Origin of the sequence: Bradyrhizobium sp. LA6.8 (assembly GCF_040547935.1) — a bacterium.
Taxonomy (GTDB): Bacteria; Pseudomonadota; Alphaproteobacteria; order Rhizobiales; family Xanthobacteraceae; genus Bradyrhizobium; species Bradyrhizobium barranii.
Genome location: NZ_JBEPQQ010000002.1, coordinates 1,210,560 through 1,236,753, shown reverse-complemented (window position 1 = coordinate 1,236,753; position 26,194 = coordinate 1,210,560). Strand labels below are relative to the sequence as shown.

The 26,194-nt window shown below is 64.8% G+C and carries 26 protein-coding genes and 1 tRNA gene; 11 read left to right on the top strand and 16 right to left on the bottom strand.

The window, feature by feature from the left end:
- Positions 1 to 136: 136 nt before the first annotated feature.
- From ABIA90_RS12960 to mnmA, 4 genes are all read right to left on the bottom strand, one after another.
- Positions 137 to 213, bottom strand: a tRNA-Met gene (locus ABIA90_RS12960).
- Between the two features lie 263 nt (positions 214 to 476).
- The gene (locus tag ABIA90_RS12955; protein WP_135216378.1) at positions 477 to 839 is read right to left on the bottom strand and encodes a hypothetical protein; all 363 of its coding nucleotides are present in this window, start codon (positions 837 to 839) and stop codon (positions 477 to 479) included.
- Positions 840 to 1,023: 184 nt separating this feature from the next.
- The gene (locus ABIA90_RS12950) at positions 1,024 to 1,662 is read right to left on the bottom strand and encodes a class I SAM-dependent methyltransferase (protein WP_063981205.1); all 639 of its coding nucleotides are present in this window, start codon (positions 1,660 to 1,662) and stop codon (positions 1,024 to 1,026) included.
- A 21-nt stretch (positions 1,663 to 1,683) separates the two neighbouring features.
- Complete coding sequence (mnmA, locus tag ABIA90_RS12945) at positions 1,684 to 2,865, bottom strand: tRNA 2-thiouridine(34) synthase MnmA (protein ID WP_063981204.1); 1,182 nt, start codon at positions 2,863 to 2,865, stop codon at positions 1,684 to 1,686.
- A gap of 357 nt (positions 2,866 to 3,222) precedes the next feature.
- Here mnmA and ABIA90_RS12940 point away from each other — a divergent pair, with 357 nt between their 5' ends.
- The 9 genes from ABIA90_RS12940 (at position 3,223) to ABIA90_RS12900 (ending at position 12,879) form a co-directional block, all read left to right on the top strand.
- Complete coding sequence (locus ABIA90_RS12940) at positions 3,223 to 4,785, top strand: flagellar hook-length control protein FliK (protein WP_354120133.1); 1,563 nt, start codon at positions 3,223 to 3,225, stop codon at positions 4,783 to 4,785.
- Between the two features lie 13 nt (positions 4,786 to 4,798).
- The gene (locus tag ABIA90_RS12935) at positions 4,799 to 5,506 is read left to right on the top strand and encodes a flagellar hook assembly protein FlgD (RefSeq protein ID WP_354120132.1); all 708 of its coding nucleotides are present in this window, start codon (positions 4,799 to 4,801) and stop codon (positions 5,504 to 5,506) included.
- Between the two features lie 372 nt (positions 5,507 to 5,878).
- The gene (sciP, locus tag ABIA90_RS12930; RefSeq protein ID WP_002714638.1) at positions 5,879 to 6,154 is read left to right on the top strand and encodes a CtrA inhibitor SciP; all 276 of its coding nucleotides are present in this window, start codon (positions 5,879 to 5,881) and stop codon (positions 6,152 to 6,154) included.
- Positions 6,155 to 6,342: 188 nt separating this feature from the next.
- Complete coding sequence (gene fliF, locus ABIA90_RS12925) at positions 6,343 to 7,953, top strand: flagellar basal-body MS-ring/collar protein FliF (RefSeq protein WP_071909826.1); 1,611 nt, start codon at positions 6,343 to 6,345, stop codon at positions 7,951 to 7,953.
- A 17-nt stretch (positions 7,954 to 7,970) separates the two neighbouring features.
- Positions 7,971 to 9,062 (top strand): flagellar motor switch protein FliG, encoded by a 1,092-nt coding sequence (gene fliG, locus ABIA90_RS12920; protein ID WP_028153248.1) that lies wholly within the window; start codon positions 7,971 to 7,973, stop codon positions 9,060 to 9,062.
- Positions 9,062 to 9,685 carry a FliH/SctL family protein gene (locus ABIA90_RS12915; RefSeq protein ID WP_063981200.1) on the top strand — a complete coding sequence of 208 codons (624 nt, stop codon included), beginning with the start codon at positions 9,062 to 9,064 and terminating at the stop codon, positions 9,683 to 9,685. Before fliG ends, ABIA90_RS12915 begins: the two co-directional genes overlap by 1 nt.
- 3 nt (positions 9,686 to 9,688) lie before the next feature.
- On the top strand, positions 9,689 to 10,039 hold the full coding sequence (fliN, locus tag ABIA90_RS12910; RefSeq protein WP_018318401.1) for a flagellar motor switch protein FliN: 351 nt from the start codon (positions 9,689 to 9,691) through the stop codon (positions 10,037 to 10,039).
- Positions 10,040 to 10,090: 51 nt separating this feature from the next.
- Positions 10,091 to 11,476, top strand: a complete 1,386-nt coding sequence (flbD, locus tag ABIA90_RS12905) for a sigma-54-dependent transcriptional regulator FlbD (RefSeq protein ID WP_028153246.1) — start codon at positions 10,091 to 10,093, stop codon at positions 11,474 to 11,476.
- 254 nt (positions 11,477 to 11,730) lie between these two features.
- Positions 11,731 to 12,879: a M20 family metallopeptidase gene (locus ABIA90_RS12900; protein WP_354120131.1), complete on the top strand. Its 1,149-nt coding sequence runs from the start codon at positions 11,731 to 11,733 to the stop codon at positions 12,877 to 12,879.
- A 176-nt stretch (positions 12,880 to 13,055) separates the two neighbouring features.
- Here ABIA90_RS12900 and ABIA90_RS12895 read toward each other — a convergent pair whose 3' ends face one another.
- The 8 genes from ABIA90_RS12895 to ABIA90_RS12860 all read right to left on the bottom strand — a co-directional run bounded on the left by ABIA90_RS12895 (position 13,056) and on the right by ABIA90_RS12860 (position 20,397).
- Positions 13,056 to 13,211 carry a hypothetical protein gene (locus ABIA90_RS12895; RefSeq protein WP_354120130.1) on the bottom strand — a complete coding sequence of 52 codons (156 nt, stop codon included), beginning with the start codon at positions 13,209 to 13,211 and terminating at the stop codon, positions 13,056 to 13,058.
- Positions 13,212 to 13,308: 97 nt separating this feature from the next.
- Positions 13,309 to 13,890: a flavin reductase family protein gene (locus tag ABIA90_RS12890; RefSeq protein WP_354120129.1), complete on the bottom strand. Its 582-nt coding sequence runs from the start codon at positions 13,888 to 13,890 to the stop codon at positions 13,309 to 13,311.
- Between the two features lie 32 nt (positions 13,891 to 13,922).
- The gene (locus tag ABIA90_RS12885) at positions 13,923 to 14,759 is read right to left on the bottom strand and encodes an ATP-binding cassette domain-containing protein (protein ID WP_071909822.1); all 837 of its coding nucleotides are present in this window, start codon (positions 14,757 to 14,759) and stop codon (positions 13,923 to 13,925) included.
- A gap of 20 nt (positions 14,760 to 14,779) precedes the next feature.
- The gene (ssuC, locus tag ABIA90_RS12880; RefSeq protein WP_063981196.1) at positions 14,780 to 15,586 is read right to left on the bottom strand and encodes an aliphatic sulfonate ABC transporter permease SsuC; all 807 of its coding nucleotides are present in this window, start codon (positions 15,584 to 15,586) and stop codon (positions 14,780 to 14,782) included.
- Positions 15,583 to 16,749, bottom strand: coding sequence for an FMNH2-dependent alkanesulfonate monooxygenase (ssuD, locus tag ABIA90_RS12875; RefSeq protein WP_354120128.1), 1,167 nt, complete (start codon positions 16,747 to 16,749; stop codon positions 15,583 to 15,585). The genes ssuC and ssuD overlap by 4 nt, the downstream gene beginning before the upstream one ends.
- A gap of 8 nt (positions 16,750 to 16,757) precedes the next feature.
- Positions 16,758 to 17,720 carry a sulfonate ABC transporter substrate-binding protein gene (locus ABIA90_RS12870; protein WP_354120127.1) on the bottom strand — a complete coding sequence of 321 codons (963 nt, stop codon included), beginning with the start codon at positions 17,718 to 17,720 and terminating at the stop codon, positions 16,758 to 16,760.
- 38 nt (positions 17,721 to 17,758) lie between these two features.
- Entirely contained in the window at positions 17,759 to 18,709 is a 951-nt protein-coding gene (locus tag ABIA90_RS12865) for a sulfonate ABC transporter substrate-binding protein (RefSeq protein WP_354120126.1), read from the bottom strand.
- Positions 18,710 to 19,230: 521 nt separating this feature from the next.
- Positions 19,231 to 20,397, bottom strand: a complete 1,167-nt coding sequence (locus tag ABIA90_RS12860; protein ID WP_354120125.1) for a cytochrome P450 — start codon at positions 20,395 to 20,397, stop codon at positions 19,231 to 19,233.
- 569 nt (positions 20,398 to 20,966) lie between these two features.
- On the opposite strand from ABIA90_RS12860, the gene ABIA90_RS12855 reads away from it, so the two are divergent.
- Positions 20,967 to 21,218 carry a hypothetical protein gene (locus tag ABIA90_RS12855; protein ID WP_354120124.1) on the top strand — a complete coding sequence of 84 codons (252 nt, stop codon included), beginning with the start codon at positions 20,967 to 20,969 and terminating at the stop codon, positions 21,216 to 21,218.
- Positions 21,219 to 21,601: 383 nt separating this feature from the next.
- Here the strand turns inward: ABIA90_RS12855 and ABIA90_RS12850 are convergent, their stop codons facing one another.
- Complete coding sequence (locus ABIA90_RS12850) at positions 21,602 to 22,483, bottom strand: L,D-transpeptidase (RefSeq protein WP_354120123.1); 882 nt, start codon at positions 22,481 to 22,483, stop codon at positions 21,602 to 21,604.
- 348 nt (positions 22,484 to 22,831) lie between these two features.
- Positions 22,832 to 23,572, bottom strand: a complete 741-nt coding sequence (locus ABIA90_RS12845; protein WP_014496561.1) for a dienelactone hydrolase family protein — start codon at positions 23,570 to 23,572, stop codon at positions 22,832 to 22,834.
- On the opposite strand from ABIA90_RS12845, the gene ABIA90_RS12840 reads away from it, so the two are divergent.
- On the top strand, positions 23,571 to 23,792 hold the full coding sequence (locus ABIA90_RS12840) for a hypothetical protein (protein ID WP_354120122.1): 222 nt from the start codon (positions 23,571 to 23,573) through the stop codon (positions 23,790 to 23,792). The genes ABIA90_RS12845 and ABIA90_RS12840 overlap by 2 nt on opposite strands.
- Positions 23,793 to 23,904: 112 nt before the next feature.
- On the opposite strand, the gene ABIA90_RS12835 is transcribed toward ABIA90_RS12840, so the two are convergent.
- Positions 23,905 to 24,693, bottom strand: coding sequence for a helix-turn-helix transcriptional regulator (locus ABIA90_RS12835; RefSeq protein WP_354120121.1), 789 nt, complete (start codon positions 24,691 to 24,693; stop codon positions 23,905 to 23,907).
- A 271-nt stretch (positions 24,694 to 24,964) separates the two neighbouring features.
- Positions 24,965 to 26,170, bottom strand: coding sequence for an LLM class flavin-dependent oxidoreductase (locus ABIA90_RS12830; RefSeq protein ID WP_354120120.1), 1,206 nt, complete (start codon positions 26,168 to 26,170; stop codon positions 24,965 to 24,967).
- Positions 26,171 to 26,194: the final 24 nt, after the last annotated feature.

Here is a 26,194-nt window from a genome sequence, read left to right as displayed (position 1 = left end):
TTTGGCCTGCCACTACTACCGCAAGGCTGAACTCCGCCCCTTCAGTTGTACGGATTTTGTACGGACGCGTCTGCCGCCCTTCAAAAAGGCGAACATTCAAGGTCAAAAATCTGAGGAAATGCAAATCAAATCAATATGGTAGCGGGAGAGGGACTCGAACCCCCGACCCCAGGATTATGATTCCCGTGCTCTAACCAGCTGAGCTACCCCGCCACAGGGTCGCGAGGGCCGAATAAGGCCGATCTCGCGAACGCGCGGCATATAAGGAAGGGGGCGGCGGGCTGTCAAGCAAAGTGGACCGCCTTTTCCCGCCTTCGCCGAGGCTACGGCGGGGCAAGCCGGCTTGTGAATACTGGCCCATTTATCGCTGAATCCGTCATAGTTGGGTTTGTCCTGGCCACCACGCCCGCCGGCCCAAGAACGTGGATGCCCGGGACGAGCCCGGGCATGACGAGATTGGAGAGGGCAGAATCAGCCTATTTCGGCCTGACCGTCGGGTCGCCGCCGGGGCTGCCGGGGGGCGGGATGACCGGCATGGCACCGTCCGTAGAGGGGGCCGGAGCATGCATCTCAGGGTCCACGCCGGAGGGCGGGCAGAGCACGCCGTCGGATTTGGCCAGCTTGTCGCCGAGCGGTTCCCGGGACTGGCCGGTGGTGGTGCCATCGGGCGCGGTGGCGCGGTTCGGGCGGTCCTGCGGCATGCAATTGGCGGCGTGCTGGGCCGATGGCGGCGCGGTCGCTTGCGGCGGCGTTGCAGGTCGCGGCGGGGCCTGCGCGATCGCGCTGCCTGAGGCGGCGATCAGGAGGCTGGCCAGGATGATGTTTGATGTCGTGCGCATGAGAGGGAAACGTCCCCGGCCATGCGGAGGTTCCGGCCGACGCACGGCGAATTGAAGCGCTGGAACATGGCTGGCGGTTTCCCTGCGGCGGATCCTTCGAGACGCCCGCGGCTGGCGGCCTCCTCAGGATGAGGTCGCGTAGCGCGGCGACAGCGCGCCGACGGCGCGATCTCCGCAAATCGCGTTACGATTTGACGTAGCGGATCAGCGAGAAGTGCCCCATCGGCGGCATCGGACGGCGCTCGGCGAGCGTGACGCCGCGGTGCCTGGCGGCCCAGTTGACGAGGCGGTCCCACGGGAATTCCGGCCGCCAGCCGAGGCGACGGGCGATGGGCGCGAAGGCGAGCTCGAACAGCTTGCGCGGGCCGCTCTCGGCGCCGATGTGGTTGACCAGGATCAGCTCGCCGCCGGGCTTGAGCACGCGCACGAACTCGTCGAGCGTGCCTTCGGGATCGGGCACGGCGGTGATGACATATTGCGCCACCACCGCGTCGAAGAAGTTTTCGGGGAAGGCGAGGTTTTTCGCGTCCATCACCGAGAGCACCTCGACATTGCTAAGCCGCAGCGCGCGCACGCGCGCCTGCGCCTTGCGCAGCATCGGCTCGGAGATGTCGACGCCGCAGATCTTCGTGGTGCGCGAATAGTCGGAGAGCGAAAGCCCTGTGCCGACGCCGACGTCGAGGATGCGGCCGCCGATGCGGTCGGCCTCCGCGATGGTCGACTGCCGTCCGGCGTCAAAGACCTTGCCGAACACGAGATCGTAGACCGGCGCCCAGCGGCCATAGGCCTTCTCGACCCCGGCCCGCGAGATGTCTGCTGCCATGCCCCCTGCCCCGGAAATTTTCTAGCCGCGTACCGCTTCCACCAGCGGCCTCGCAGTGCTCGTTGCGACTTTCGCGGCGGCGCTCTGGATAAAGCCGCCGCCGAGCACGCGCGCCTGGCCCGAAGGCGCGTCGTAGAACACGCAGGCCTGGCCGGGCGAGACGCCCTCCTCGCCGGCGACGAGCTCGACTTCGTAATGGCCGTTGCCGCCGCGCAGCCAGGCGGGCTGCGGGCTGCGGGTCGAGCGGACGCGCACGAACATCTCGAGGCCGGCGCCGATGGCGCGGTCGATATCGCCGTCGCCGATCCAGTTGACGTCGCGCAGCACGATGCGGTGCATCTTCAGCGCATCGCGCGGGCCGACGACGACGCGGCGGCCCGGAGCATCCAGCCGCACCACGAACAGCGGTGCGTGAGCGGCAATGCCGAGGCCGCGGCGCTGGCCGACGGTGAAATTGGCGATGCCGTTGTGCCGGCCGAGCACGCGGCCGTCGAGATCGACGATGTCGCCGGGGTCCATCGCGTTCGGACGCAGGCGGGTGATGATGTCGGTATAGCGGCCGGTCGGCACGAAGCAGATGTCCTGGCTGTCGTGCTTGTCGGCGACCGCAAGACCGAAGCGGCGCGCGAGCTCGCGCGTCTCGGGCTTGGTCATGTCACCGAGCGGGAAGCGCAGGAAGTCGAGCTGCTCCTGCGTGGTCGCGAACAGGAAGTAGCTCTGGTCGCGATCGCTGTCGGCGGCGCAGACCAGCGCGCGCGAACCGTCGTCGCGGCGGCGCGAGGCGACGTAATGGCCGGTGGCGAGCGCCTGCGCACCGAGCTCGCGCGCAGTCTTCAGCAGGTCGCGGAACTTGACCGAGCGGTTGCACTCGATGCACGGCACCGGCGTCTCGCCGAGCGCGTAAGAGTCGGCGAAATTGTCGATGACGGACTCGCGAAAGCGATCCTCGTAGTCGAGCACGTAATGGGGAATGCCGAGCTTGGCGGCGACGTCGCGGGCGTCGTGGATGTCCTGGCCGGCGCAGCAGGCGCCCTTGCGGTGGGTCGCCGCGCCATGGTCGTAGAGCTGCAGCGTGATGCCGACGACGTCATAGCCCTCGGCCTTGAGCAGCGCAGCCGTCGTCGAGGAATCGACGCCGCCCGACATGGCAACGACGACCCTGGTGTCCTCAGGACGGCCTTCGAGATCCAGACTGTTCAGCATGGGCCTTAAAGCGTTGTGACGGCGGCGTTCGCGATCCGCGATGACTTGGACATTCTTCGGCTTCCGGCGGGACATCGACGCTCCCCGGGAACTTTGGTTCCCCCGGGGGCACGACTGCCCGGTCGAAAGCGGCTGAGAGCAGCTCTTTAATATAGGCCGCATTCCGGTGAAGCAATCACGCGGGCGGCCGCTTAGGGCAATTCTTGCCGGGGAGGCAGAAATGGCGGGGCTCTTGCGTTCCTCGCGGCGGCGGCGAAAATCACCCAATTAATTGATTTTGCTAGATAAAATAGATCTCCAGGAAGCTGGCCCGCTCCTTGCTACCTCTATGCCGAAGATGTTTCCAAGAGGTTTTCCGTGGTCGGTCGGGCGTCAGACGTAGCAGCCAGCGTGCAAGTCCAGAGCGCGCAGCAAAAGCCTGCCCGGTCGCAGAGCTCCAAGGACACGTCCAGCAACGACTCCTTCGGCTCGCTGGTCGACAGCAACACCCAGGCGATCAGCAACAACGCGCCGCCGCAGGACACCGCGCCGCGCCGGACCGAGTCGTCGTCCGCCCCAGACAATGGCCCGCGCGATACCGCCGCGACCGACCAGCCCTCGCAGAGCAAGGCGAACGACGACACCGACACATCGGCCCCCACCGCGAACGACGCCACGGCCGATCCGGCCAAGCCGACCAAGGACAAGTCCGAGACCTCCGACGCCAAATCGGCGGATAAAGCCGACAATACCAAGGGCGACAAGACCGACAGCACAGTTGCCGCCACCGCCGATGCCGCCGTGCAGCCCGACGCGGCGCAGGTCGCTATGCCCGATCCGAACGCCATCGTGGTTGCCCCGCCCGCGGTGCCGGTCGATCCGAACGCGGCCGCGAGCCAGACCGGCGATGCCGCCGCCTCGCCGCTGACCATTGCGGCCGCCGGCATCGCCGCCAGCGCCTCGACCGCGGCGCAGATCGCAGGCGGCAAGACCGATACCACCACGACGAGTGACAAGGGCGCCAAGACCGCGGGTGCCAAGGTCGATGCCGACACGACGACAACGCTGGGCGATGCCGCCACCGGCACGACCGACGGCACCGCGACCGATGCCAAGACTAATGGCGGCCTGGTCGCCGCCGTGGACCAGGGCACGCCGAAGCCTTCGTTCAAGGCCGTCGCGACCGCGCAACGCGAGAGCGACGTCTCCAATATCGGCCAGGACGCGGGCAAGGCGAACGCCACGCAGACTTCGGCGACGACCGCGCATGCGCAAGCCGCCAAGCCGCAGGCCGAGGCGAACCCGACGGACCCGAAGACCGGCGCCTCCGACCGCTCCGACGCAACGCTGGCGACGGCAACCACGCACGCGCATGCCGACACGCAGGCCGCAGTGCCCACGACCGATACCGGCGCGCAGGCCGCCTCCGCCATCCAGGCGCCGCTGACCAATACGACGTCGGCCGCGACCGCATCGACCGCGACGCTCACCGCGACCGCGGCGAATTCCACGCCCGTGCCGATCAGCGGCGTGCCGGTCGAGATCGCCGCGGCCGCGCGCGCCGGCAAGACGCGTTTCGACATCAGCCTCGATCCGATCGACCTCGGCCGCATCGACGTCCGCATCAACGTCGACCGCAACGGCCAGGTCACCTCGCATCTCACCGTCGAGAAGCCCGAGACGCTGCAGATGCTGCGGCAGGACGCCCCGCAATTGCAGCGCGCGCTCGACGATGCCGGCCTCAAGACCGGCAGCAACGGGCTGTCCTTCAGCCTGCGCGACCAGAATTCATCGGGCCAGAACTCCGGCCAGAACAACGACAATGGCGGCAATGCCCGCCGGCTGATCATCAGCGAAGACGACACCGTTGCTGCGGCGCCCGTCGGGCGCGGCTACGGCCGCATGCTCGGATCGAGCAGCGGCGTCGACATCAGAGTGTGAGGAGTATTCGAACATGACCACCACGAATGCCGCCACCGCCCCGACGCCCGTCTCCGGGACCACCGACGTCCCGAAGTCGTCCTCGTCGAACTCGCTGAGCTCGAGCACGGGATCGACGCTGGCCGGCAACTTCCAGACCTTCCTGACGCTGCTGACGACGCAGCTGCAGAACCAGAACCCGCTCGATCCGCTCGACACCAACCAGTTCACCCAGCAGCTGGTGCAGTTCGCCGGCGTCGAGCAGCAGCTCAAGACCAACGATTCACTGTCCCAGCTCGTCACCCTGCAACAGACCACGCAGGCGACTCAGGCGCTGGGCTTCGTCGGCAAGACCGCGCTGGTCGACGGCTCGACCGCGACCATGACGAACTCGTCGGCGACCTGGCATCTCAACGTGCCGACCGACTCGACCGTCGACATCACGGTTGCCAATTCCACCGGCCAGACCGTGTTCACCGGCAAATATACCGCCTCGGCCGGCACCGACATTCCCTTCACCTGGAGCGGAATGGGCAATGACGGCACGCAATGGCCCGACGGCAAGTACACGATCTCGGCCACCGGCAAGGATGTCGCGAACAACACTGTCGGCATCGCCGCGCAGGTGCAGGGCGTGGTGTCGTCCGTCGACCTGACCCAGTCGCCGCCGCTGCTCACCATCGACGGCGCCAGCTACACCCTGAGCCAGGTGAAGAGCATCATCGCCACCAGCAGCAACTAAAGGCGCGCGCCTCGCCACACACGAGATGTGATCCCCGCGAACTCAGGGGATCCATGACCGCAGAACGTCGTTTTCGCGTGAGACCGTAACCCCGAGTCGTCGTCAAACTACTCGCTGGGGTTATGGGTCCCGGGCTCGCGCTACGCGCGCCCCGGGACGACAGTTGGGGCTTCGCCGGCTCCATTCGTTAGTAAAGTATTTACGAAGACCCTGCTCGGACGGCTCGGATCATGGTGTCCAGCCCTCCGGGCCGGCTGTGTTCCAGCCATTTTCAACGAGAATTGTATTGAAGCCTTAGGCTTAGCGGATTTTTAAGCCCGCACGCGTAGGGTTACGGCGTGAGTTCAGTGGTTGAGAGTTTGTGAGTACGCCATGACAGAACCCCATCGCCCGAGGGTAAAATACGTCATCGGGCCGGACGGCAGTCCGCTGACGATCGCAGATCTGCCCGCACCCGGCACCAAACGCTGGGTCATCCGCCGCAAGGCCGAAGTCGTCGCCGCTGTGCGTGGCGGACTTCTCTCCCTCGAGGAGGCCTGCAGCCGTTATACCCTGACGGTCGACGAATTCCTCTCCTGGCAGTTTTCCATCGACCAGCACGGTCTGGCGGGTCTTCGCACCACCCGCATCCAGCAATATCGCCAGTAAGCGATCCGGAAATCTGCAGCTTTTGACGAAAATCGGCCTCGCACCGCGAGGCCGATTTTTTTCATGTTTCCTTTTGGCGCGACTTTTGTCCCAGCTCTTAACCTTCGTTAACCATATCGAAACCATCACCTAGGCAATAATTGCCCAGTCGACCGCTCGGTTGCGGGTCGAAGCTTCGGGGCGGTTGCTTGCAAGGTCTTGCGGACTTTTTGAAGGGTATCGGCGCCGCCCGGTTCGGGGCGATGATCGCGGTCACCGCCGCGCTCATCGGCTTTTTCGCGTTCGTCATCATGCGCGTGACCACGCCGCAGATGACGACGCTGTTCACCGACCTCTCGGTCGAAGATTCTTCCGGCATTATCAAGGATTTGGAGCGACAGGGCATCCAGTTCGAGCTGCGCAATGAAGGCAGCATCATCATGGTGCCCAAGGACAAGGTCACCCGCCTGCGGATGAAGCTCGCCGAGGGTGGCCTGCCCAAGGGCGGCGGCGTCGGCTACGAAGTGTTCGACAAGTCGGATGCGCTCGGCACCACCTCCTTCGTCCAGAACATCAACCATCTCCGCGCGCTCGAAGGCGAGCTCGCCCGCACCATCCGCGCCATCGACCGCATCCAGGCCGCCCGCGTCCACCTCGTGCTGCCCGAGCGCCCGCTGTTCTCGCGCGAGGCGCCGGAGCCGTCGGCCTCGATCGTGGTGCGGGTCCGCGGCTCGCTTGAGGCCCAGCAGATCCGCGCCATCCGCCATCTCGTCGCCTCCGCCGTCAACGGGCTGAAGCCGCAGCGGGTCTCGATCGTCGACGAGGCCGGCTCGTTGCTCGCCGACGGCGCCGCGACCGATCCGGAGCAGGCGGTCGGCGACGAGCGCCGGACCGCCTTCGAGAAGCGGATGCGCAAGCAGGTCGAGGACATCGTCTCCTCCGTGGTCGGCTCCGGCCGCGCCCGCGTCCAGCTCTCCGCCGATTTCGACTTCAACAAGATCACCCAGACCTCGGACAAGTTCGATCCCGAGGGCCGCGTGCTGCGCTCGAGCCAGACCCGGGAAGAGAGCAGCCTCACCGCCGACAACAACGGCCAGGTCACCGTCAACAACGAGCTGCCGGGCAGCCAGCAGAACAGCGGTCCGACGGCGAAGGACCAGAGCAAGAAGACCGAAGAGACCAACAATTACGAGATCTCCCGCACCACCAAGACCGAGGTGACCGAGGCCGGCCGGGTCAACCGCATCTCGGTCGCGGTGCTGGTCGACGGCATCTATTCCAAGAACGACAAGGGCGAGCTCGCCTACACGGACCGCACCAAGGAACAGCTCGACCGCATCGCCACCCTGGTGCGCTCGGCGATCGGCTTCGACCAGAAGCGCGGCGACCAGGTCGAGGTCGTCAACCTGCGCTTTGCCGACGCCCCCTCCACCGCCCCGATCGCCGAGCCCTCCGGTTTCCTCGGCATGCTCCAGTTCACCAAGGACGACGTCATGTACTTCGTCGAGCTCGGCGTGATGATGCTGCTCGGCCTGGTCGTGCTGTTCCTGGTGATCCGGCCGCTGGTCAAGCGCATCCTCGCCTCCGAGGAGGTCGCCGCCGCGATCTCCGGCGCCCTCGCCGGCCCCGCCGCTTCGGAGGAGGCCGCGCCTGCCGGGCAGGCGCTGCTGCCGGGCGGCGCCGCGAGCGCGATCGACGTCGCCACCATTCAGGGCCAGGTCCATGCCCAGTCCGTTCATCGCGTCGGCGAGCTCGCCGAGCGCAACCCCAACGAAACCGTCGCCATCATCCGCCAATGGCTGACCGAACCCGCGAAATAATCGAGAAGTGAACTGACATGGCCGGCAACCTGCAAAACGCCAATTCCAACGACATCACCAGCGTGATCTCGACGCTCGGTGCCCGCCAGGGCAGCCGCGCGGGCGGCAAGACCGAAGCGGTGACGGGACCCAAGCGCGCCGCGATCCTGATGCTGGCGCTGGGCGAGCAATATGGCGGCAAGATCTGGTCGATGCTCGACGACGACGAGGTGCGCCAGCTCTCGCTGGAAATGTCGACGCTCGGCACCGTCGAGGTCGACACGGTCGAGGACATGCTGCTCGAATTCGTCTCGCGCATGTCGGCTTCCGGCGCGCTGATGGGCAATTTCGACGCCACCGAGCGGCTGCTGCAGCAGTACCTGCCGCCGGAGCGCGTCAACGGCATCATGGACGAGATCCGCGGCCCCGCCGGCCGCAACATGTGGGAAAAGCTCTCCAACGTGCAGGAAGAGGTCCTCGCCAACTACCTCAAGAACGAATATCCGCAGACCATCGCGGTCGTGCTGTCGAAGCTGAAGCCGGAACACGCCGCGCGCGTGCTCGGCATCTTCCCCGAGGAGCTCGCGCTCGACGTCGTCAACCGCATGCTGAAGATGGAGGCGGTGCAGAAGGAGGTGATCGAGAGCGTGGAAAAGACGCTGCGCACCGAATTCATGTCCAATTTGTCACAGACCCGCCGCCGCGACGCCCACGAGGTGATGGCGGAAATCTTCAACAATTTCGACCGCCAGACCGAAACCCGCTTCATCACCTCGCTGGAAGAGGACAACCGCGAATCTGCGGAGCGCATCAAGGCGCTGATGTTCACCTTCGACGACCTCGTGAAGCTGGATTCCGGCTCGGCCCAGACCCTGATGCGCAATGTCGACAAGGACAAGCTCGGCGTCGCGCTCAAGAGCGCCAACGAGGACGTTCGCAACTTCTTCTTCGGCAACATGTCCTCGCGCGCGGCCAAGATGCTCCAGGACGACATGGCGGCGATGGGCCCGGTCCGCCTGCGCGACGTCGACGAGGCCCAGGCGCTGCTGGTCAACCTCGCCAAGGACCTCGCCGCCAAGGGTGAGATCATGCTGACCAAGAACCGCGCCGACGACGAGCTGGTGTACTGATGGGCGCCCCGGCAAAATTCCTGTTCGACACCGACTTCGCAGCGCCGGAGCGGTCGCCGCGCGAGAAGGCTGCGACCGCCGCCGAGATCGCCCAGAAGATCGCGGAAGCCGAGGCGCGCGCCTATCAGGACGGCTTTGCCGCGGGCCAGCGCGAAGCCAAGGCCGAGAGCGACCGCCGCGTCGCGCTCGCCATGGAAGAGATCAACATCGGTGTCCGCGGCGTCGCCGCCGGCATCGGCAACATCGAGACCAAGATGGAGACCGAGGCGGTCGACGTGGCGGTGGCGGTGGCGCGCAAGCTCTGCGCCGATCTGGTCGCTGCCGAACCGCTCGGCGAGATCATGGCACTCGTCAAGGACTGCTTCTCGCACCTTGTCGCGACGCCGCATCTCGTCGTGCGCATCAACGACGCACTCTACGACAGCGCGCGCGAGAAGATGGAGCGGCTCGCCAAGCAGAGCGGCTTCGAGGGCCGGCTGGTGATCCTGGCCGAGCCCGATATCGCCACCGGCGACTGCCGGATCGAATGGGCCGACGGCGGCGTCGTGCTGGAGCGCGGCGCCATCGTGGCCAAGATCGACGAAATGGTCGGACGCTATATCGCGTCCCGCAGGGGGAGCTAAGCCATGAGCGACACCGACGGACAGGTCCCGCTGCCCGATCTCAACGGCCCGATGCCGCCGACCGGTACGGACGTCGGCTACAACGAGGACGAATATGCTGCGCGCGCCGCCGCCGACCTCGAAGCCGTGTTCGACGTGCCGGTGCAGGTCTCGGCCGTGCTCGGCCGCTCCAAGATGGACGTCAGCGAGCTGTTGAAGCTCGGGCCCGGCACCGTGCTCGAACTCGACCGCCGCGTCGGCGAGGCCATCGACATCTACGTCAACAACAAGCTGGTCGCCCGCGGCGAAGTCGTCCTGGTCGAGGACAAGCTCGGCGTGACCATGACCGAAATCATCAAGACCGAACGCAGCTAGTAGCGCAAGGAATGACGCGCGGCAGCGCGACCAGACGGACAGGAGACTGACATGCGGCTTCTCATCGTTGGCACATTGAAGGGCCAGCTCACCACCGCCACCAAGATCGCGATGGAGAACGGCGCCACCGTGACCCACGCCGAGGATCACGAGCAGGCGATGCGCGTGCTGCGCGGCGGCAAGGGCGCCGACCTCCTGCTGGTCGACGTCGCCCTCGACATCCGCGACCTCGTGATGCGGCTCGAGGCCGAGCACATCCACGCGCCGATCGTCGCCTGCGGCATCACCAACGACGCCCGCGCCGCGGTCGCCGCGATCCACGCCGGCGCCAAGGAATACATCCCGCTGCCGCCGGATCCGGAGCTGATCGCCGCGGTGCTGGCCGCAGTCGCCAACGATTCCCGCGAGCTGGTCTATCGCGACGAGGCGATGGCCAAGGTGATCAAGCTCGCCCAGCAGATCGCGGGCTCCGACGCCTCGGTGATGGTCACCGGCGAATCCGGCACCGGCAAGGAAGTGCTGGCCCGTTACGTCCACACCCGCTCGGCCCGCGCCAAGCGTCCCTTCATCTCGATCAACTGCGCCGCGATCCCCGAGCATCTGCTGGAATCCGAACTGTTCGGCCACGAGAAGGGCGCCTTCACCGGCGCGATCGCGCGCCGCATCGGCAAGTTCGAGGAAGCGACCGGCGGCACGCTGCTGCTCGACGAAATCTCGGAGATGGACGTCCGCCTGCAATCGAAGCTGCTGCGCGCGATCCAGGAGCGCGTGATCGACCGCGTCGGCGGCACCAAGCCGGTGCCGGTGGACATCCGCATCATCGCGACCTCGAACCGTAACCTGGCGGAAGCCGTGCGCGAGGGCACGTTCCGCGAGGACCTGCTATTCCGCCTCAACGTCGTGAACCTGAAAATCCCGCCGCTGCGCGAGCGTCCCCTCGACATCCTCGAGCTCGCCCAGCATTTCGTGAAGAAATATGCCGAAGCCAACGGCGTACCGGTGCGCCCGATCTCCGCGGACGCGCGCCGCGTGCTCTCCACCAACCGCTGGCAGGGCAACGTCCGCGAGCTCGAGAACACCATGCACCGCTCGGTGCTGATGGCGCAGGGCGACGAGATCGGCCCCGACGCGATCCTCACCCCGGATGGCGACCGCCTCGACCTCGCCAAGACCGCGCCGGCCGTGGCGCATGCGACCATGGCCGCCGAGCAGGTGACGCGGGCGCTTGTGGGCCGCACCGTCGCCGACGTCGAACGCGACCTGATCCTGGAGACGCTGAAGCACTGTCTCGGCAACCGGACCCATGCCGCGAATATCCTGGGCATCTCGATCCGCACGCTGCGCAACAAGCTCAACGAATATTCCGACGGCGGCATCCCGATCACACCGGCGGGAACGCCGGGCGAATATCCGCGGATGCCGATGGTGGGGGCGTAAGTCTCTCCCCCTACCGAAAGAATGCAGATGCCCGGGCTGGTCCCGGGCATTTTTTTGGATGCAGGCTGCCAACCTCGTCATTGCGAGCGCAGCGAAGCAATCCAGAATTCCTCCGCGGTGATAGCTGGATTGCTTCGCTACGCTCGCAATGACGGCGTTGAGAGCGCTCCTCGCATAACGGGACCGCGCTAGCCGACTAGGCCATCGCGACGTCAGGCCCTATAACCCCGCGTGAGAACAACGCGAGGAACCACATGTCGGAAGCTCAAATCACGGACTGGCTGGCGTCGCAGCGGCAGGCGATGATCGATCTGCTGCGCGATGTCGTGAACATCGATTCCGGATCCTACGACAAGGAAGGCGTCGATGCGGTCGGTGCGCGGTTCGAGCGGCATTTTGCCGAGCATGGCATTCCGTTCCGGCGCGAGAGCAACGCCACCTTCGGCGATGCGATCCATGCCGATGTCGCCAAACCCGGCAGCAACGAGAAGCCGGTGCTGTTGATGGGCCATCGCGACACCGTGTTCGGCAAGGGCGAGGCCGGACGGCGTCCGTTCACGATTGAGGGCAAGCGCGCCTATGGACCCGGTGTTGCCGACATGAAGTCCGGCGTCGTGATGAACATCTTCGTGGCGACCGCCTTCCACAAATTCGGCGGCAGCCCGCATCCGATCAAGGTGCTGATCACCTCGGACGAGGAGATCGGCTCGCCCTCTTCGCGCCCGGTGATCGAGCGCGAGGGACGCGCCGCACGCGCCGTGTTCAATTCCGAGCCGGGACGGCCGACCGGCAACATCGTCACCGGCCGCAAGGGCGGCATCTTCATGCACTTTGCCATCACCGGCAAAGCCGCGCATTCCGGTGCCAATTTCGCCGCGGGCATCAGTGCCATCGGCGAGCTCGCGCACAAGATCGTCCAGATCCACGCGTTGACTGATCTCGACAAGGGCATCACGCTGAATGTCGGTCTCGTCTCGGGCGGGCAGTCGGTGAACACCACGGCGCCCTCAGCCGAGGGCCAGATCGACCTGCGCTACGTCGATCCGGCGGATCGTGCGAGGATCATGGCGGCGATCGAGACCATCATCGCGACGTCCTACGTCCCGGGTACCAGCGCGACGCTCACGGTGAAGGGCGAGTTCGTGCCGGTGGTGCAGAGCACGGAGTCGAAGGTACTGTTCGAAGGCTATCAAGCCGCCGCAAAGCAGGTCGGCCTCACCACGCTCCAGGGCGAGTTTTCCGGCGGCTGCGCCGATTCCGGCTTCACCGCGGCAGTCGGCACACCGACCATCTGCGGCCTCGGGCCGGTCGGCGGGCTCGCGCACACGCCGGAGGAATATCTCGAGCTCGACAGCATCGTGCCGCGCGCCCAGGCGCTGGCGCTGGCGATTTTGCGGGGGTGAGCGAAGGTGCCGTAGGGTGGGCAAAGGCGCGTTTGCGCCGTGCCCACCAATTCGGTCGTCGCGGATCGATGGTGGGCACGGCGCAAGAGCGCCTTTGCCCACCCTACGAGACTCGTCATTCGTGGTTACACGTGGATGGCCGGGTCAAGCCCGGCCATGACGAGTCGAGAGAGCCGTCACGAATAACTCGGCGCGTCCGGCTTGCGGAAGATGTGGATGGGGTCGCCCGGCACGATCGGCTGGCCGCTGAACATCGCATAGGCGTAGAGCGCGAGGCAGCCGATCGCGAGCGCGCCGATGGCGTAGAAGGCCCAGGTGGCGACGCGCTTCATCGTTCCGCTCCATGGCCGTCCCGGACGGGGCGGCTCAGGGCGCTTCTAGAGCGATGGCGGGGAAAAGGCCAGCCTGCGGGCCGCCCTAGCGCGGCGATCAAACGCCGCGCAGGCCGCGGGCGGGAACGCTGACCTCGGCGAGCCTCGCCGCGTCTTCGTCCTGGTCGACCGCCACATACTGGCCGTGCCAATAGGCCAGTGCCGCATTGCGGGTCGAATTCCTGACGCTCCTGACGCGGCCGATGACGATGCCGTGCGAGTGGCGCTCGACGATCTCCTCGACCTCGCAATCGACCGCGGACAATGCACCAACCAGCAGCGGAACGCCCGAGACCGCCGTGACCCACTGGCTGCCTGCAAAGCGATCGGCCCCTTTCAGGCCGCCCTTGCCGGCAAAACGCTCGGCGACGTCCAGCTGGTCGGCCGCGAGGATGTTGACGCCGAAGGCGCCGTAGCGGCGGATCAGCGGGAAGGACGAGGCATCGCGGTTGATGCTGACCAGCAGCGTCGGCGGTTCGGCCGCCAGCGAGGTCACCGAGGTCACCGTCATGCCGGTAATGTCCTTGCCCCGCCCGGCGGTGATGACGCTGACGCCGCCGGTGAGGTGGCGCATGGCGCCGCGGAAATCGGCGGACGAGACGGCGGTTTCAGTCATGAGATCGCGAGGCACTACATTCATGGCATGGTCCCCGAAGCGGGGTTCCCCTGTATTTAGGTACGATCGTCCGCCGACAAAAGATGGCTCAGGATCGAGCCTTCGAGGCTTGCGAGCTCGGCGGAGCCGCGTTCGCGCGGCCGGGCGGTGTTAACCGTAACATCGTGGGCAATCCGGCCCTCATCGATCACCAGGACCCGGTCGGCCAGCGCGACGGCCTCGGCGACGTCGTGGGTCACCAGGATCGCGGTAAAGCCCTGGTCGCGCCAGACCCGCTCCAGCAGCCGCTGCATCGAGATGCGGGTCAGCGCGTCCAGCGCGCCGAGCGGCTCGTCGAAGGCGAGCACACGCGGATGGGAGACCAGCGCACGGGCGAGCGCAACGCGCTGCTTCTGGCCGCCCGACAGCACCGACGGCCACTGATCACGCTTGTCGGTCAGCCCAACCTCGGTCAGCGCCTTCTCGGCGCGCGCATGCGCATCACTGGATGAGCGATTACGGCCGAGACCGACCTCGACATTGGAGAGCACCCGCGCCCAGGGCAACAGCCGTGGCTCCTGGAACATCACGCGGATGTCCTCGGGCTGGACATCCTGCCCGAAGCTGATGCTGCCGGCGTCGATCTTTTCCAGGCCGGCGATCAGCCGCAAGAGCGTGCTCTTGCCGCAACCGCTCTTGCCGACGATAGCGACGAACTGGCCGGCGGGAATGTGCAGGTCGATGCCGCGCAGCACCTCGTTGTCGCCGTAGGATTTGCGCAAGCCACGGATGCTGAGCGGCAGGCCTGTCGTCTGCGCCGGGCGCTCCTCGCGCACGACGCGTGCCTGCGGCACGAAATTGGCGCGGCTGGCGAGCTCGGTTTCGGGAAGGGCCGTACGAAGAGCTGTCTGCATGTGATCCCCAGTATTTCTGCTCAGCGTTTCTGGAAGGCGGGGTGCCAGGAGAGCGTCAGGCGCTCCAGCACGCGGGAGGCGCTGTCGGCGAGCTTGCCGAGCAGGGCGTAGATCAGGATCGAGAGCACGACGACGTCGATCAGCATGAACTCGCGCGCCTGCATCGCCATGTAGCCGAGGCCTGAAGACGCCGCGATGGTCTCGGCGACGATCAGGGTGAGCCACATGATGCCGAGCGCAAAGCGGATGCCGACGAAGATCGAGGGCAACGCGCCGGGGAAGATCACGCGGCGGAACAGCTCACTGTCGGTCATGCCGTAGATGCGGCCCATCTCGATCAGCTGCGGATCGACGGTGCGGATGCCGTGCAGCGTGTTGAGGTAGATCGGGAAGAAGACGCCGAGCGCCACCAGGAACAGTTTTGCGCTCTCGTCGATGCCGAACCACAGAATGACCAGCGGGATCAGCGCCAGATGCGGCACGTTGCGCACCATCTGCAACGTGGTGTCGGTGAGCTTGGCCGAGAGCTGCGACAGGCCGTTGGCGAGACCGAACGCGAAACCGATGCCGCCGCCGATCAGGAAGCCGATCGAGGCGCGCCAGAACGACACCCAGATGTTGCGGACGAGCTCGCCGGAGAGCAGCAGCTTCCAGCCCGCGAGCACGACGTCGCTCGGCGCCGGCAGCACGCGAACCGGCACGAAGCCGGTGACGCTCGCGACCTGCCAGACCGCGATGATGGCGAGCGGCACGATCCACTGGATCAGGCCGTCGACCCGCGGCAGGCGGAAGCTGCGCGGAAGTGAAACGCTGTCAATCAGGCTCATGACTCGGACACTCGCTGCTGCGGACGGTAATCGCTGCCGACGGTCTCCCCAAAGGGACCGCCGTTGAAGTGCAACTTGGTCACGTTGCTCGGCTGCTCCAGCGAGAGCAGCGGGAACACCAGCTCGGCGAAGCGATAGGCTTCCTCCAGATGCGGATAGCCCGACATGATGAAGGTATCGATGCCGATGTCCTGATACTCCCTGATGCGGGCCGCGACCGTCTGGGCGTCGCCGACCAGCGCCGTGCCGGCGCCACCGCGCACGAGACCGACACCGGCCCACAGGTTCGGGGCGATCTCGAGCTTGTCGCGCTTGCCGCCGTGGAGCTGCGCCATGCGCTGCTGGCCGACCGAGTCCATGCGGGCAAAGTTCTTCTGCGCCAGCGCGATGGTGTCGTCGCTGACATGCTTGATCAACTCGTTCGCGGCGCGCCAGGCCTCTTCATTGGTCTCGCGGACGATCACGTGAAGACGAATGCCGAAGGAGAGCTTGCGGCCGCGCGCAGCTGCGACCTCCCTCACCTTCGCGATTTTCTCGGCAACCAGAGCCGGCGGCTCACCCCAGGTGAGATATTTGTCGACAGCGTCGACGGCGACGTCGATGCCGGCATCGGACGAACCGCCGAAATAGAGTGGCGGCCGCGGCGACTGCACCGGCGGAAACAGCAGCTTGCCACCCTCGACATGGATGTGCTTGCCCTCGACATTGACGGTCCTGCCGGCGAGCAGGTCGCTATAGACGCTGAGGAACTCGCGGGTGACCTCGTAGCGCTCGTCATGGCCGAGGAAGATGCCGTCGCCCTTGTTCTCTACGGGATCGCCGCCGGTGACGACGTTGACGAGCAGCCGGCCGTTGGTGACGCGGTCGAGCGTCGCGGTCATCCGCGCCGCCACGCTCGGCGATTGCAGGCCGGGGCGGACAGCCACGAGATAGCGCAGCCGCTCGGTGAACGGCGCAACCGATGAGGCGACGATCCAGGAATCCTCGCAAGATCGTCCGGTCGGCAGCAGCACGCCGTAATAACCGAGCTGGTCGGCGGCCTGCGCGATCTGGCGCAGATAGTTGAAGTTGACCTCACGGCCGCCGATGCCGGTGCCGAGATAGCGGCCGTCGCCATGGGTCGGCAGGAACCAGAGGATGTTAGCGTTGGACTGTTTACTCATGTGCTTGCTCACGATCCTGGTTTCCGGGCCACGTCGGAAACCTTGATGGATTTGGGGATCAGGTTGAGCGCGAAGAACGCATCCGCAACCTGCTGCTGATCGGCGATGACGGCATCGGTGATCGGCCTGATGCCATAGGCCTGCCGCTTCAGCGCCACCTCGACCACGGGGACAGACAGGCCGATCGCCGGAGCCAGCTGCTCGGCAACCGCATGGATGTCGCCCTTGGCCCAATCGTCGACCGAACTCAGCTCAGCCAGCACGGCGTCGACGATCTTCGGGTTGGCTTCGAGGAATTTCTTCGAGGCGAAATAGAACTGGTAGTTGGCGACGATGCCGGTGCCGTCGGCGAGCGTGCGCGCGCCGGTGGCGGCTTCCGCCGCGGCCTGGAACGGATCCCAGATCACCCAGGCATCGACCGCGCCGCGCTCGAAAGCGGCGCGCGCATCGGCCGGCGCCAGGAACACCGGCTCGATCTCGGAATATTTGACACCCGCCTTCTCCAGCGCCTTGACCAGGAGATAGTGAACGTTGGAGCCCTTGTTGAGCGCGACCTTCTTGCCCTTGAGATCGGCGACCGATTTCAGCGGGCTGTCCTTCGGCACCAGGATCGCCTCGCCCTTCGGCGCCGGCGGCTCGTAGGCGACGTACTGGATCGGCGCGCCGGCGGCCTGCGCGAAGATCGGCGGGGCCTCGCCGGTGTTGCCGAAATCGATCGCGCCGACATTGAGCGCTTCGAGCAGCGGCGGGCCCGACGGGAATTCGGTCCACACCACCTTGTAGCCGTCGGCGGCGAGCTTCGGCTCCAGCGTGCCCTTGCTCTTGAGCAGCACCAGCTTGCCGTATTTCTGGTAGCCGATGCGGACCACCTTGTCCTGTTTGTCCTGGCCGTAGGACGTGCCGACCGCAGCGGCGACGATGCCGATCGACAGCACGATGGCCGCGATCAGACGCTGAATGATACGCCTCATGTTCAAACCCTTTTGGATGGGAAGGCTGGTCGGCACGATCAGGTCGCCGCGCTGCGCCAGACGATGTCGCGAATGACGACCGGCTTCGGGATCAGGCCGAGCTTGTAGAAGCGGTCGGCGACGCCCTGTTGGGTCACGACGATGTCGTCGGTGACGGGGCCGACCACGAAGTTCGCGCGCTCGGCCGCGACGGCCTGGATGTCGAGCGGGACGCCGGTGACGGCGGCGAGCCATTTGGCGACCTCACCGCGGTGCTGTTCGGCCCATTTGCCGGTCGCGGTCGTTACGTCGACGATCTGCTGCAGGATGGAGCCGTGGGTCTTCGCGAACTCGCGGTTGGCGATGTAAAAGGAGTTGGTCTTGGTGACTTCGCGTGCATTGATCAGGATGCGGCCGCCCTGCTTGGTCTCACCGATCGCGAAATAGGGATCCCAGATCGCCCAGGCCTCGATGCTGCCGTTGGCAAAGGCGGGACCGGCATCGGGCGGCGTCAGATAGACCGGGGTGATGTCGGCATAGGTGAGACCGGCCTTCTCCAGCGTCTGCACCACGACATTGTGGGCGCTGGACCCCTTGGTGAAACCGATACGCTTGCCCTTCAGGTCGGCGATCGAGCGGATCGGCGAATCCTTCGGCACCAGGATGCCCTGGCCGTTGGTGATGGGTTGGCCGGCGGCATAGACGATCGCGGCACCCGCGGCCTGGGCGAACACCGGCGGGGAATCGCCGACCGAACCGAAGTCGACACTACCGACGTTCATCGCCTCCATCATCGGCGGGCCCGAGGAGAACTCGACCCATTTCACGTCGATGCCTTGCGGATTGAAATGCTTTTCCAAGGAAGCCTGCTGGCGGGTGATAACCAGCACGCCTGTCTTCTGGTAGCCGATACGAATTTCCTTCACCGCGCCCTGCGCGTTCGCGCGGGAGGTGAACGCCGCCGCGACTGCGGTTCCAGCGGACAATTTCAAGAAGTCACGACGCTGCATTCCAGACTCCCGGCCGCCTGCGGCCGTCATTCCCCTGCGTTGCAAGAATGATGGTGCGGGTCAGCGGAGGTGTCGAGACGCCAAGGAAAATAGCGATGCAAGCACTGCGCGTGTGGCGAAGCGCATGATTAATCTTTCAAGCGGGCGCGCTCATGCAGAGGGATTCTTTTCCGCACGCGAATGTGACAGCCGCGGGAATCCGGCCGACGCTCGCAGCGCCCAAACATAAAATGTCGAAAACAACCCCATGCACAGTAGCCGACGATAGCCCGATCAATGACTTACGTATTATCCGAAGTTCGTTTGACACGTCGGGCAAAACAGGAGCATGATGGCATCGTCGCCGACTGGAGGTTGGTGTGACGCAAGGCTCCTTCCGTCACCTCGCCGTCGTTCCCCGCGAAAGCGGGGAATCCAGTATCCCAGAGACGCCAATGCTTCACACGACTGCCGCGGCGTACTGGATCGCCCGCCTTCGCGGGCGATGACAACGTCTTTGTGGCGACGGCGCGCCCTGTAAGCTAATGCAACCACCTCACCGGCAAATTTTGCAGCCCCCGGAACGCCCAGCCGCCGATCCGCACAGGCTCGTCATTGGCCAGCTCGAGCTGTTTGGCACGGGCGAACACCGTCGGCAGCGCGACGTCCGCGATCATCGCGCGCGAGGCCCAGGCGCCGGCGCAGAAATGCGGACCGGCGCCGAAAGCGACGCTCTTGGTGGTGTCACGCCGCACGTCGAACTGGTCGGCGCGCTCAAAATGCTTCTCGTCGCGATTGGCGGAGCCGAACATCAGGAACACGCGCTCATCTAGCTCGAACGAGACGTCGCGGATGCTCCACGGTTTTGCGATGCGCCGTGGCGACATGCCGATCGGCGAGATCCAGCGGGCGTATTCCTCGAACGCCTCGAGCCAGGTCACCTCACCCTTGCGCACGAGATCGAGTTGCTCGGGATGGGAGAGCAGCGCCCACACCGTGCCGGCGATCGCCTTGCGCGGCTCGTTCTGGCCGCCAGAGATCGCGAGTTTTACATTTGCGCGCACGCTCTCCATCGGCATGCCCGCAGCGAGGAGTACGCCGAGGATACTTTGATCGGGATGCTTGCGCATCACGGGCAGAATGTCGTCGATCGCAGCATCAATGCCCGACGTCGCCGCATGACAGCGCGCCTCGACCGCGGGATCGCCGCCATAGTTCGCGATGCCCTCGATCATGCCTTGCGACCACGAATCCATGTCCTGGAAGCCGATATTGGTGAGGCCGGTGATCGACTTCAGGCATTCGCCGGAAAACGGCAGCGCGAAGTCGCGCATGAAATCGATCCGCCCCGGCTCGATCGCACCGATGATGCGGTCGGCATGGGCCTGGAACAGCGCGGTCCAGTGCGCCTTCACCGTCTTCGGAGACACCGTCGGAAACATCGCGCGCCGCTCGATTTGATGCGCCTCGCCATCCTTGCGCATCATGTTGTGGCCCATCAGCCGGTTCATCAGGCCGGCGGGCTGGTGCGAGGAGAACACGTCGATCTGCTTCTCGGAGATCGAGATGTCGTCGCGGCTCGTCAGCAGCGTCGAGCCGAGCTGCGGCACGAAGGCGATCGGCGCTTCCTTGCGCATTTTTACGAGCATCGGATAGGGATCGGCCCAGAACGAAGCAGGGTCGATGTCGATGCGCGGCGCGGTGCTCAAGGCGGTCTCCCCTGGGGCTTTTGTATGCTTCAGGCCAGACTATCGAAATCTGGCGCCGGCGTCTGTCCCCAGCGATAGGGACAGACGCCATCAGGGCGTGTCGTCACGAGTCCGATGACACGCGGTCGCGATAGCGGGGTCCGCATGGCCCAAAACGGCGGACATCGACAAACGCGCGAGCGGACATTTGTTAAGGGCAATTCCGCCCGTCCGCCGCCAATAGCCTCGAGCAACGATCTATTAATCGTGAGCGCGCGCCTCACGTGCGATTTGATCGATTATCGCTTAGGTTGCAATCGATATAATCGAAAGCTTTGGTGCAAATCGCATGCAAACATACGATTGGGCTGTTGTCCTGTACTACATGTGGCCAGTCATCTTGATACCTGCGGGATGGATCCTGTTAGGGCGATTGTGCCGGGAACGCGCAGCTTCCGGGGCATCGATGATCGAGTTGCGGGAGCAGCACCTCACAGAAACATATCGGACGAGCGCTGCGATGGAGAGGATCGCAGCTGTTCTCGAGAAAAACCGCAGGAACTGATCAGAGTTGCTTTAGGAGGTTGTGGATGACCGTGGTCGATATACTGCTTGCGATGTACTCTTGGTGGCCGTTCATCCTGATAGTGGGTGGATCGACCTTAGCAATGCGTGTGATGCGCCAACGCACTTCGTCGGGCGCCACGATGATTGATCTATATGAGCAGCAGATTGCCGAAACGCGCAGAACGAACGCAGGCTTGGAGCGGATCGCTGCAGCGCTTGAGCTTGGGATTGGCAGAGCACAATCCCAAGTCGGTGGAAGTGGCGAAACCGCTTGAATTCGCAAAGTATCGGCGAGACGACATCGATGGTACGGCGGTGAAGCACCCCAATTCAAGGAAGCATCGATCCATTCGGCGACTCCACTGGAGTCCGGATCGCGCGGGCATTGCATGGATGATGGTGTCAGTAATTGTCGCTGTCACCATCTTTGCGGCAGTTGTGGTTTACTATCCTTTCCTACCACAGCGGAACGCCAGTGCGGGCTTTGGACCCGACTGGGATTGCACACCTCACCCGCGCGGCGAACCCACTTGCATCAAGAAGATCGGTCGGTAAATCAGCTATACCCGCGGCTCAGCTAGGGCCGGCAGCTGACCTAAACGCGACGACTTGAATTGCCTCCTTATCCTCGGTTGCAGACCGAGGACCGAGGACTGAGTTACCGGGCTTCGGCGATCTTCGGTCCGGATGACAACATCTGCGCGTTAGCCGCCAGGGGCCGCTTCGACGGCGATGCCGGGTCCGGCAACCGGAAAGCGGCGTCGGCCGGCGCTCCCTGGGACGGCCTGCGGGCGGCGTTTGCCGGAAGCACGATCACTTTCGCTCCGATCTTCACCCGCTCGTAAAGGTCCGCGACGTCGTCATTGGTCAGCCGGATACAGCCGGACGAAACCTTCTTCCCGATCGTATCGGGGTTGTTGGTGCCGTGAATGCGATATTCGGTCTCGCCGAGATACATCGCCCGGGCGCCGAGCGGATTGCCGGGACCGCCCGCCATGAACCGCGGCAGATAAGGCTGACGCGAGACCATCTCCACAGGCGGATGCCAATCCGGCCATTCTGCCTTACGGGCCACAGTCTGTTCACCGGACCATGTGAAACCTTCGCGGCCGACACCGATGCCGTAGCGCATCGCCTGCCTGTCGTTCAGAACGAAATAGAGGAATGTGTTTCCGGTATCGATGATCACGGTGCCCGGCGCCTGACGGCTGGCGTATTCAACCACCTGCCGGACAAGCGCTCCGGGAACGCCAGCGTCGGCTTTGGGTGGTTCGACCAGAGGCGCCGGGGCCGGAATCGGAGCCGGGACCGGAATCGCAGCCGGAGCTGGCGCTGATGCACGAACTGGAGTCGACACGTAAACCGGAGTTGACGACGCCTGGGCCTGTTGTGCGGACGGTTTTCGTATCGGTTGCACGTCCGCCGGGCTAGACAGCAAGCTATACCCCACGACGGCGACGGCCACGGCGCCAATTGCAACTCTCGCGGCCATGGGTATTGCGAGGGCCTCTGCCTTCTTACGTTTGGCCCGCTTACTCATGTCGTTCCCCAGGTCACCATGCCTGGAAGAGGTACCCGGCAAGATTTAAGAAACTTCGAAGCGATGTCGCTCAGACTGGAACCGTTGGCGATGGTTAACGCCCAACTCTTGTTCGGCGACGTGAAAATTGGCGCCGTACCGCTTGATATTGAGGTTGCGATGCGGACGACGCGCTTCTCATCGCGGAACGCGTCGGGGTCTGAATCGCCGGGCGGAGCGAACGCGCTCCGCTCCTTCATTGACGGCGGCTTCGGGCCACGAGCGGAAGTCGTTCAGGCGGACTTCCCGCATCTACCCGCCGCCATTCGGCCGTCGTCGCAGACCTACAGGCTGTGCGACTCCGCGCGGTCAGTTTTCCGCTTTCTTGGCCTCGTTCAACGCACTAATGATTGCCTTGATGGTGCCTTCCGCAGCCGCGGCATTGTATCCGACATGGTAGCCATGGAAAACGTGGATTGGCTCGTGATCTTCGAAGCTGTGGTTCGCCCCCTTCCACAGCACCGTCTTCACGGGAATCGACCGCTTGCTCTCGGCCATCTGGCCGCAGAGGATGGGGCTGGTCGCCTCGTCCTTCTCTGCTAGGAAGAGATGGACCGGGGCGTAGAACTCGACGTTCTTCATCAAATAACAGGACGGCTGCATCGCGAAGCCGCCCGCGAACATGTGCTCGTGCAGGTCGCCGATCGCCCGGTTCATGATGATCAAGGTCGTGGTCGCACCGTTGCTGCGGCCAAGGACGTAGACCCGCTTGGGATCGGCGATCTTCTGTCCGATGAGCCAGTCCAGCGCCGCATACGCATCGTCAGCCCGGCGCCGCGCCCAAGTCAACTGGCTGGGATCCGAGCAGACGCCGTCGGGTCCCAATCCCCGGCTGCCGAAGCTGTCGAGCAGGAGAACACCATAGCCTGCTCCGACCAATCTGCCGCCGTAGTCACGCCCCCATTTCCTCTCGACCCGGCCGAACCCGTCGCAGCCGTGCAGCATGATCACGAAGGGGATTGGTCCCTTGGCGCCCTGCGGCCGCATAATGTCCGCCGACAGTTCGCCCTCGGCCTTTACCTTACCCTTTTCCTCGACGGTGCCGTCCATGAAGTTTTTCGACCTGCCGTCGATGTATTCGTTGCCGGGAATCCAAGGCAAGGACTGCGCTGAAGTATGCCAAGGTATCTTGACCATCTCAGCACGCGCAGATGAGAACGACAAAACAGCGACTATTAAGAGTATGATTTGCCTCATTGGAAATTGCACCTTTGCCCCCTTGATTCTGGTCAACACCATATCCGACTTGGGAAAGCGTAAGTATCCTTGAAGAGGATTCGCGCCGCGGATGTCGGCCTTGGGTCAAAAGGCGACGACCCCGGAGGGCCGGCTGCGCGTCGGCTTTGCTCTCGGAAGCAGATATCGCGGATCTAGAGTCCCCTTTAGTTCAGGTGGCCCGGCCCCGAGAGCAAGCCCAGCACGATCGAAAATAATTCGTTCTGCGAGGAGATGCCGAGCCGCTCATAGGCGCGCTTGCGGTAGGTCAGGGTCGAATGCAGGCTGATGCCGAGCGCCTGCGAGATCGCCTCGGAGCTGAAGCCGAGCAGGATGCGGCGGCAGACCTCCTGCTCGCGCGGCGTCAGCGCGGAGAGGGGCGCGCGCGTTGCGAACAACGCGGCGAGGTTCTGGTCGGGCGTCGCGGTGGCCGCCTGCTGGAAATGACGCGCAACGCTGGCACCGATCGCAGGCGCAATGGTCTGAAGACGCGCACGCTCAGCGTCGCCAAAGCGGCCCTGGGCCGTAATGCGGTAGAAATTGACATAGAAGCAGGTGTCGCCGACCCAGATCGCCGTCGCATATTTGTCGACGATGTCAGAGTCGTTGAAGAAGATTTTCCGGTAGCGCGCGCCATACATGCGCGGCGCGAACGACGGCAGCATGATCGGCGCGCTGCCCTCGCCTTCGAACAGCGCATCACGATTGGGATCGAATTCGTGGAACTGCCCGGCATAGGCCGCGCCGAGATCGCTGCCGATCGGGATGTTGCCGGCATCGAGCAGACAGCTCGCCGCGCCGGTGCGCGTCAGCGCGAACACCATGCAATGGCCGACGCCGGCCTGCCGGCGCAACGTGTCGATCAGGACATTCGGGAAATCAGGTCGGCCGATGGCGAGCACCGCCGGCGCGATGTCGTTCGCCGCTGGAGTTGAGGCCATGCCGTGGGGCCGCATTGGTTTCCTCCGCAAAAGCTCTTTTGGCGGAAGATATCAGCAGCCAGGTTCGACCGAAAGTCGGAGACGGCGGCTTATGCCGCTTCTGGGTCCCGGCTCTGCGCAGCAACGCTACGCGTCGCAGCGCGTCCGGGACACGAGAGTGTTGCTAGTCGATGCAGAGGATGGTCTCGTGCCCCGGACGCAGCGCAGCGTGACATAAGCGCGTTTACGCGCGTCTTCGACGCGCTATGGCGCTGCTGAGCCGGGGCCCATGCCGGATGCAGCTCCCCTACCCCGCGGCGGCCTTCGCCGGCGCGACGTTGATCGCGAGCTTGCCGTAGCGATCCGTAAACGCCTCGGTGTCGATCTCCTCCAGCTTGATCTCACCACTCATGACGCCCTGCTTCCACGCCGCCTGGGCCGGATCGTTCTGGAACTCCGGCATCACCTCGCGGCCGAACAGCTCCAGCGATTCGCAGATGTGCTCGTGGCTGTTCTTGCCGGCCTGGTTGAGCAGGATGACCTGGTCGATATGGGAGGACTGGAAGCGCTTCAGCTTCTTGCGAATGGTCTCGGGCGAGCCGATCAGGCCGCCGCGCAGCGCCGCCTCCTGCGCCTCCGGATTGTCGCGCTTCCACTTGTTGTACTCGTCCCACATGTTGACGGTGTAGGGCGCGGGACGCTGGCGGTTCTGCGAGGCGCCGTAGAAGCGCAGCGCGAACTGGAAGAAGGTGGCGCCGTCGGCGCGCGCACGCGCCTCCTCATCCGTCTTGGCGCACATGAAGAACGACACCAGCGCCATGTTCGGGTTGATCTCGTAGTCGGCGAGCTTGTGCAACCGCTTGGTCATCGCGTTGTAATAGGCGTGCACCCAGGCATGCGCGGCATCCGCGCTGACGAACTGGAAGCCCAGCGCGCCAAAGCCGTGGCGGCCGGCGCGTTCGATGGTCGGCAGTTGCGAGCACGCCATCCACAGCGGCGGATGCGGCTTCTGCACCGGCTTCGGCACGACATTGCGCAAGGGAATGTCGAAATATTTGCCGTGGTGCTCGCTCCCTGCATCCTTGAACATCGGGAAGATCGCCTGCACCGCCTCCTCAAAGACCTCCTTCTTGGTCTCCATGTCGCGGCCGAACGGCGTCAGCTCGGTGATCGAGGCACTTTCGCCCATGCCGAATTCGCAGCGGCCGTTGGAGAGCAGATCGAGCACCGCGACGCGCTCGGCGACGCGCGCCGGGTGGTTCGTCGTGAGCTGGAGGATGCCGTGGCCGAGCCTGATGTTTTTCGTGCGCTGGCTCGCGGCGGCGAGGAACGATTCCGGCGAAGGCGAGTGCGAGTACTCTTCGAGGAAGTGATGCTCGACGACCCAGGCGTGGTCGTAACCGAGCCTATCGGCAAGTTCCATCTGCGAGAGCGCGTTCTGGTAGAGCTTCAGCTCGTCGCCGGCCACCCAGGGCCGTGGCAGCTGCAGCTCATAGAAGATGCCGAACTTCATGACGCCTCTCCCGCTTATTCTTGT

Bases quoted from the DNA above. Each gene is read 5' to 3' on its own strand.
- ABIA90_RS12955 (WP_135216378.1), bottom strand. From the start codon at position 839: ATGCGCACGACATCAAACATCATCCTGGCCAGCCTCCTGATCGCCGCC.
- ABIA90_RS12950 (WP_063981205.1), bottom strand. From the start codon at position 1,662: ATGGCAGCAGACATCTCGCGGGCCGGGGTCGAGAAGGCCTATGGCCGC.
- mnmA (WP_063981204.1), bottom strand. From the start codon at position 2,865: ATGCTGAACAGTCTGGATCTCGAAGGCCGTCCTGAGGACACCAGGGTC.
- ABIA90_RS12935 (WP_354120132.1), top strand. From the start codon at position 4,799: ATGACCACCACGAATGCCGCCACCGCCCCGACGCCCGTCTCCGGGACC.
- sciP (WP_002714638.1), top strand. From the start codon at position 5,879: ATGACAGAACCCCATCGCCCGAGGGTAAAATACGTCATCGGGCCGGAC.
- fliG (WP_028153248.1), top strand. From the start codon at position 7,971: ATGGCCGGCAACCTGCAAAACGCCAATTCCAACGACATCACCAGCGTG.
- ABIA90_RS12915 (WP_063981200.1), top strand. From the start codon at position 9,062: ATGGGCGCCCCGGCAAAATTCCTGTTCGACACCGACTTCGCAGCGCCG.
- fliN (WP_018318401.1), top strand. From the start codon at position 9,689: ATGAGCGACACCGACGGACAGGTCCCGCTGCCCGATCTCAACGGCCCG.
- flbD (WP_028153246.1), top strand. From the start codon at position 10,091: ATGCGGCTTCTCATCGTTGGCACATTGAAGGGCCAGCTCACCACCGCC.
- ABIA90_RS12900 (WP_354120131.1), top strand. From the start codon at position 11,731: ATGTCGGAAGCTCAAATCACGGACTGGCTGGCGTCGCAGCGGCAGGCG.
- ABIA90_RS12895 (WP_354120130.1), bottom strand. From the start codon at position 13,211: ATGAAGCGCGTCGCCACCTGGGCCTTCTACGCCATCGGCGCGCTCGCG.
- ABIA90_RS12890 (WP_354120129.1), bottom strand. From the start codon at position 13,890: ATGAATGTAGTGCCTCGCGATCTCATGACTGAAACCGCCGTCTCGTCC.
- ABIA90_RS12885 (WP_071909822.1), bottom strand. From the start codon at position 14,759: ATGCAGACAGCTCTTCGTACGGCCCTTCCCGAAACCGAGCTCGCCAGC.
- ssuC (WP_063981196.1), bottom strand. From the start codon at position 15,586: ATGAGCCTGATTGACAGCGTTTCACTTCCGCGCAGCTTCCGCCTGCCG.
- ssuD (WP_354120128.1), bottom strand. From the start codon at position 16,749: ATGAGTAAACAGTCCAACGCTAACATCCTCTGGTTCCTGCCGACCCAT.
- ABIA90_RS12870 (WP_354120127.1), bottom strand. From the start codon at position 17,720: ATGAGGCGTATCATTCAGCGTCTGATCGCGGCCATCGTGCTGTCGATC.
- ABIA90_RS12865 (WP_354120126.1), bottom strand. From the start codon at position 18,709: ATGCAGCGTCGTGACTTCTTGAAATTGTCCGCTGGAACCGCAGTCGCG.
- ABIA90_RS12855 (WP_354120124.1), top strand. From the start codon at position 20,967: ATGACCGTGGTCGATATACTGCTTGCGATGTACTCTTGGTGGCCGTTC.
- ABIA90_RS12850 (WP_354120123.1), bottom strand. From the start codon at position 22,483: ATGAGTAAGCGGGCCAAACGTAAGAAGGCAGAGGCCCTCGCAATACCC.
- ABIA90_RS12840 (WP_354120122.1), top strand. From the start codon at position 23,571: ATGAAGTTTTTCGACCTGCCGTCGATGTATTCGTTGCCGGGAATCCAA.
- ABIA90_RS12845 (WP_014496561.1), bottom strand. From the start codon at position 23,572: ATGGACGGCACCGTCGAGGAAAAGGGTAAGGTAAAGGCCGAGGGCGAA.
- ABIA90_RS12835 (WP_354120121.1), bottom strand. From the start codon at position 24,693: ATGCGGCCCCACGGCATGGCCTCAACTCCAGCGGCGAACGACATCGCG.
- ABIA90_RS12830 (WP_354120120.1), bottom strand. From the start codon at position 26,170: ATGAAGTTCGGCATCTTCTATGAGCTGCAGCTGCCACGGCCCTGGGTG.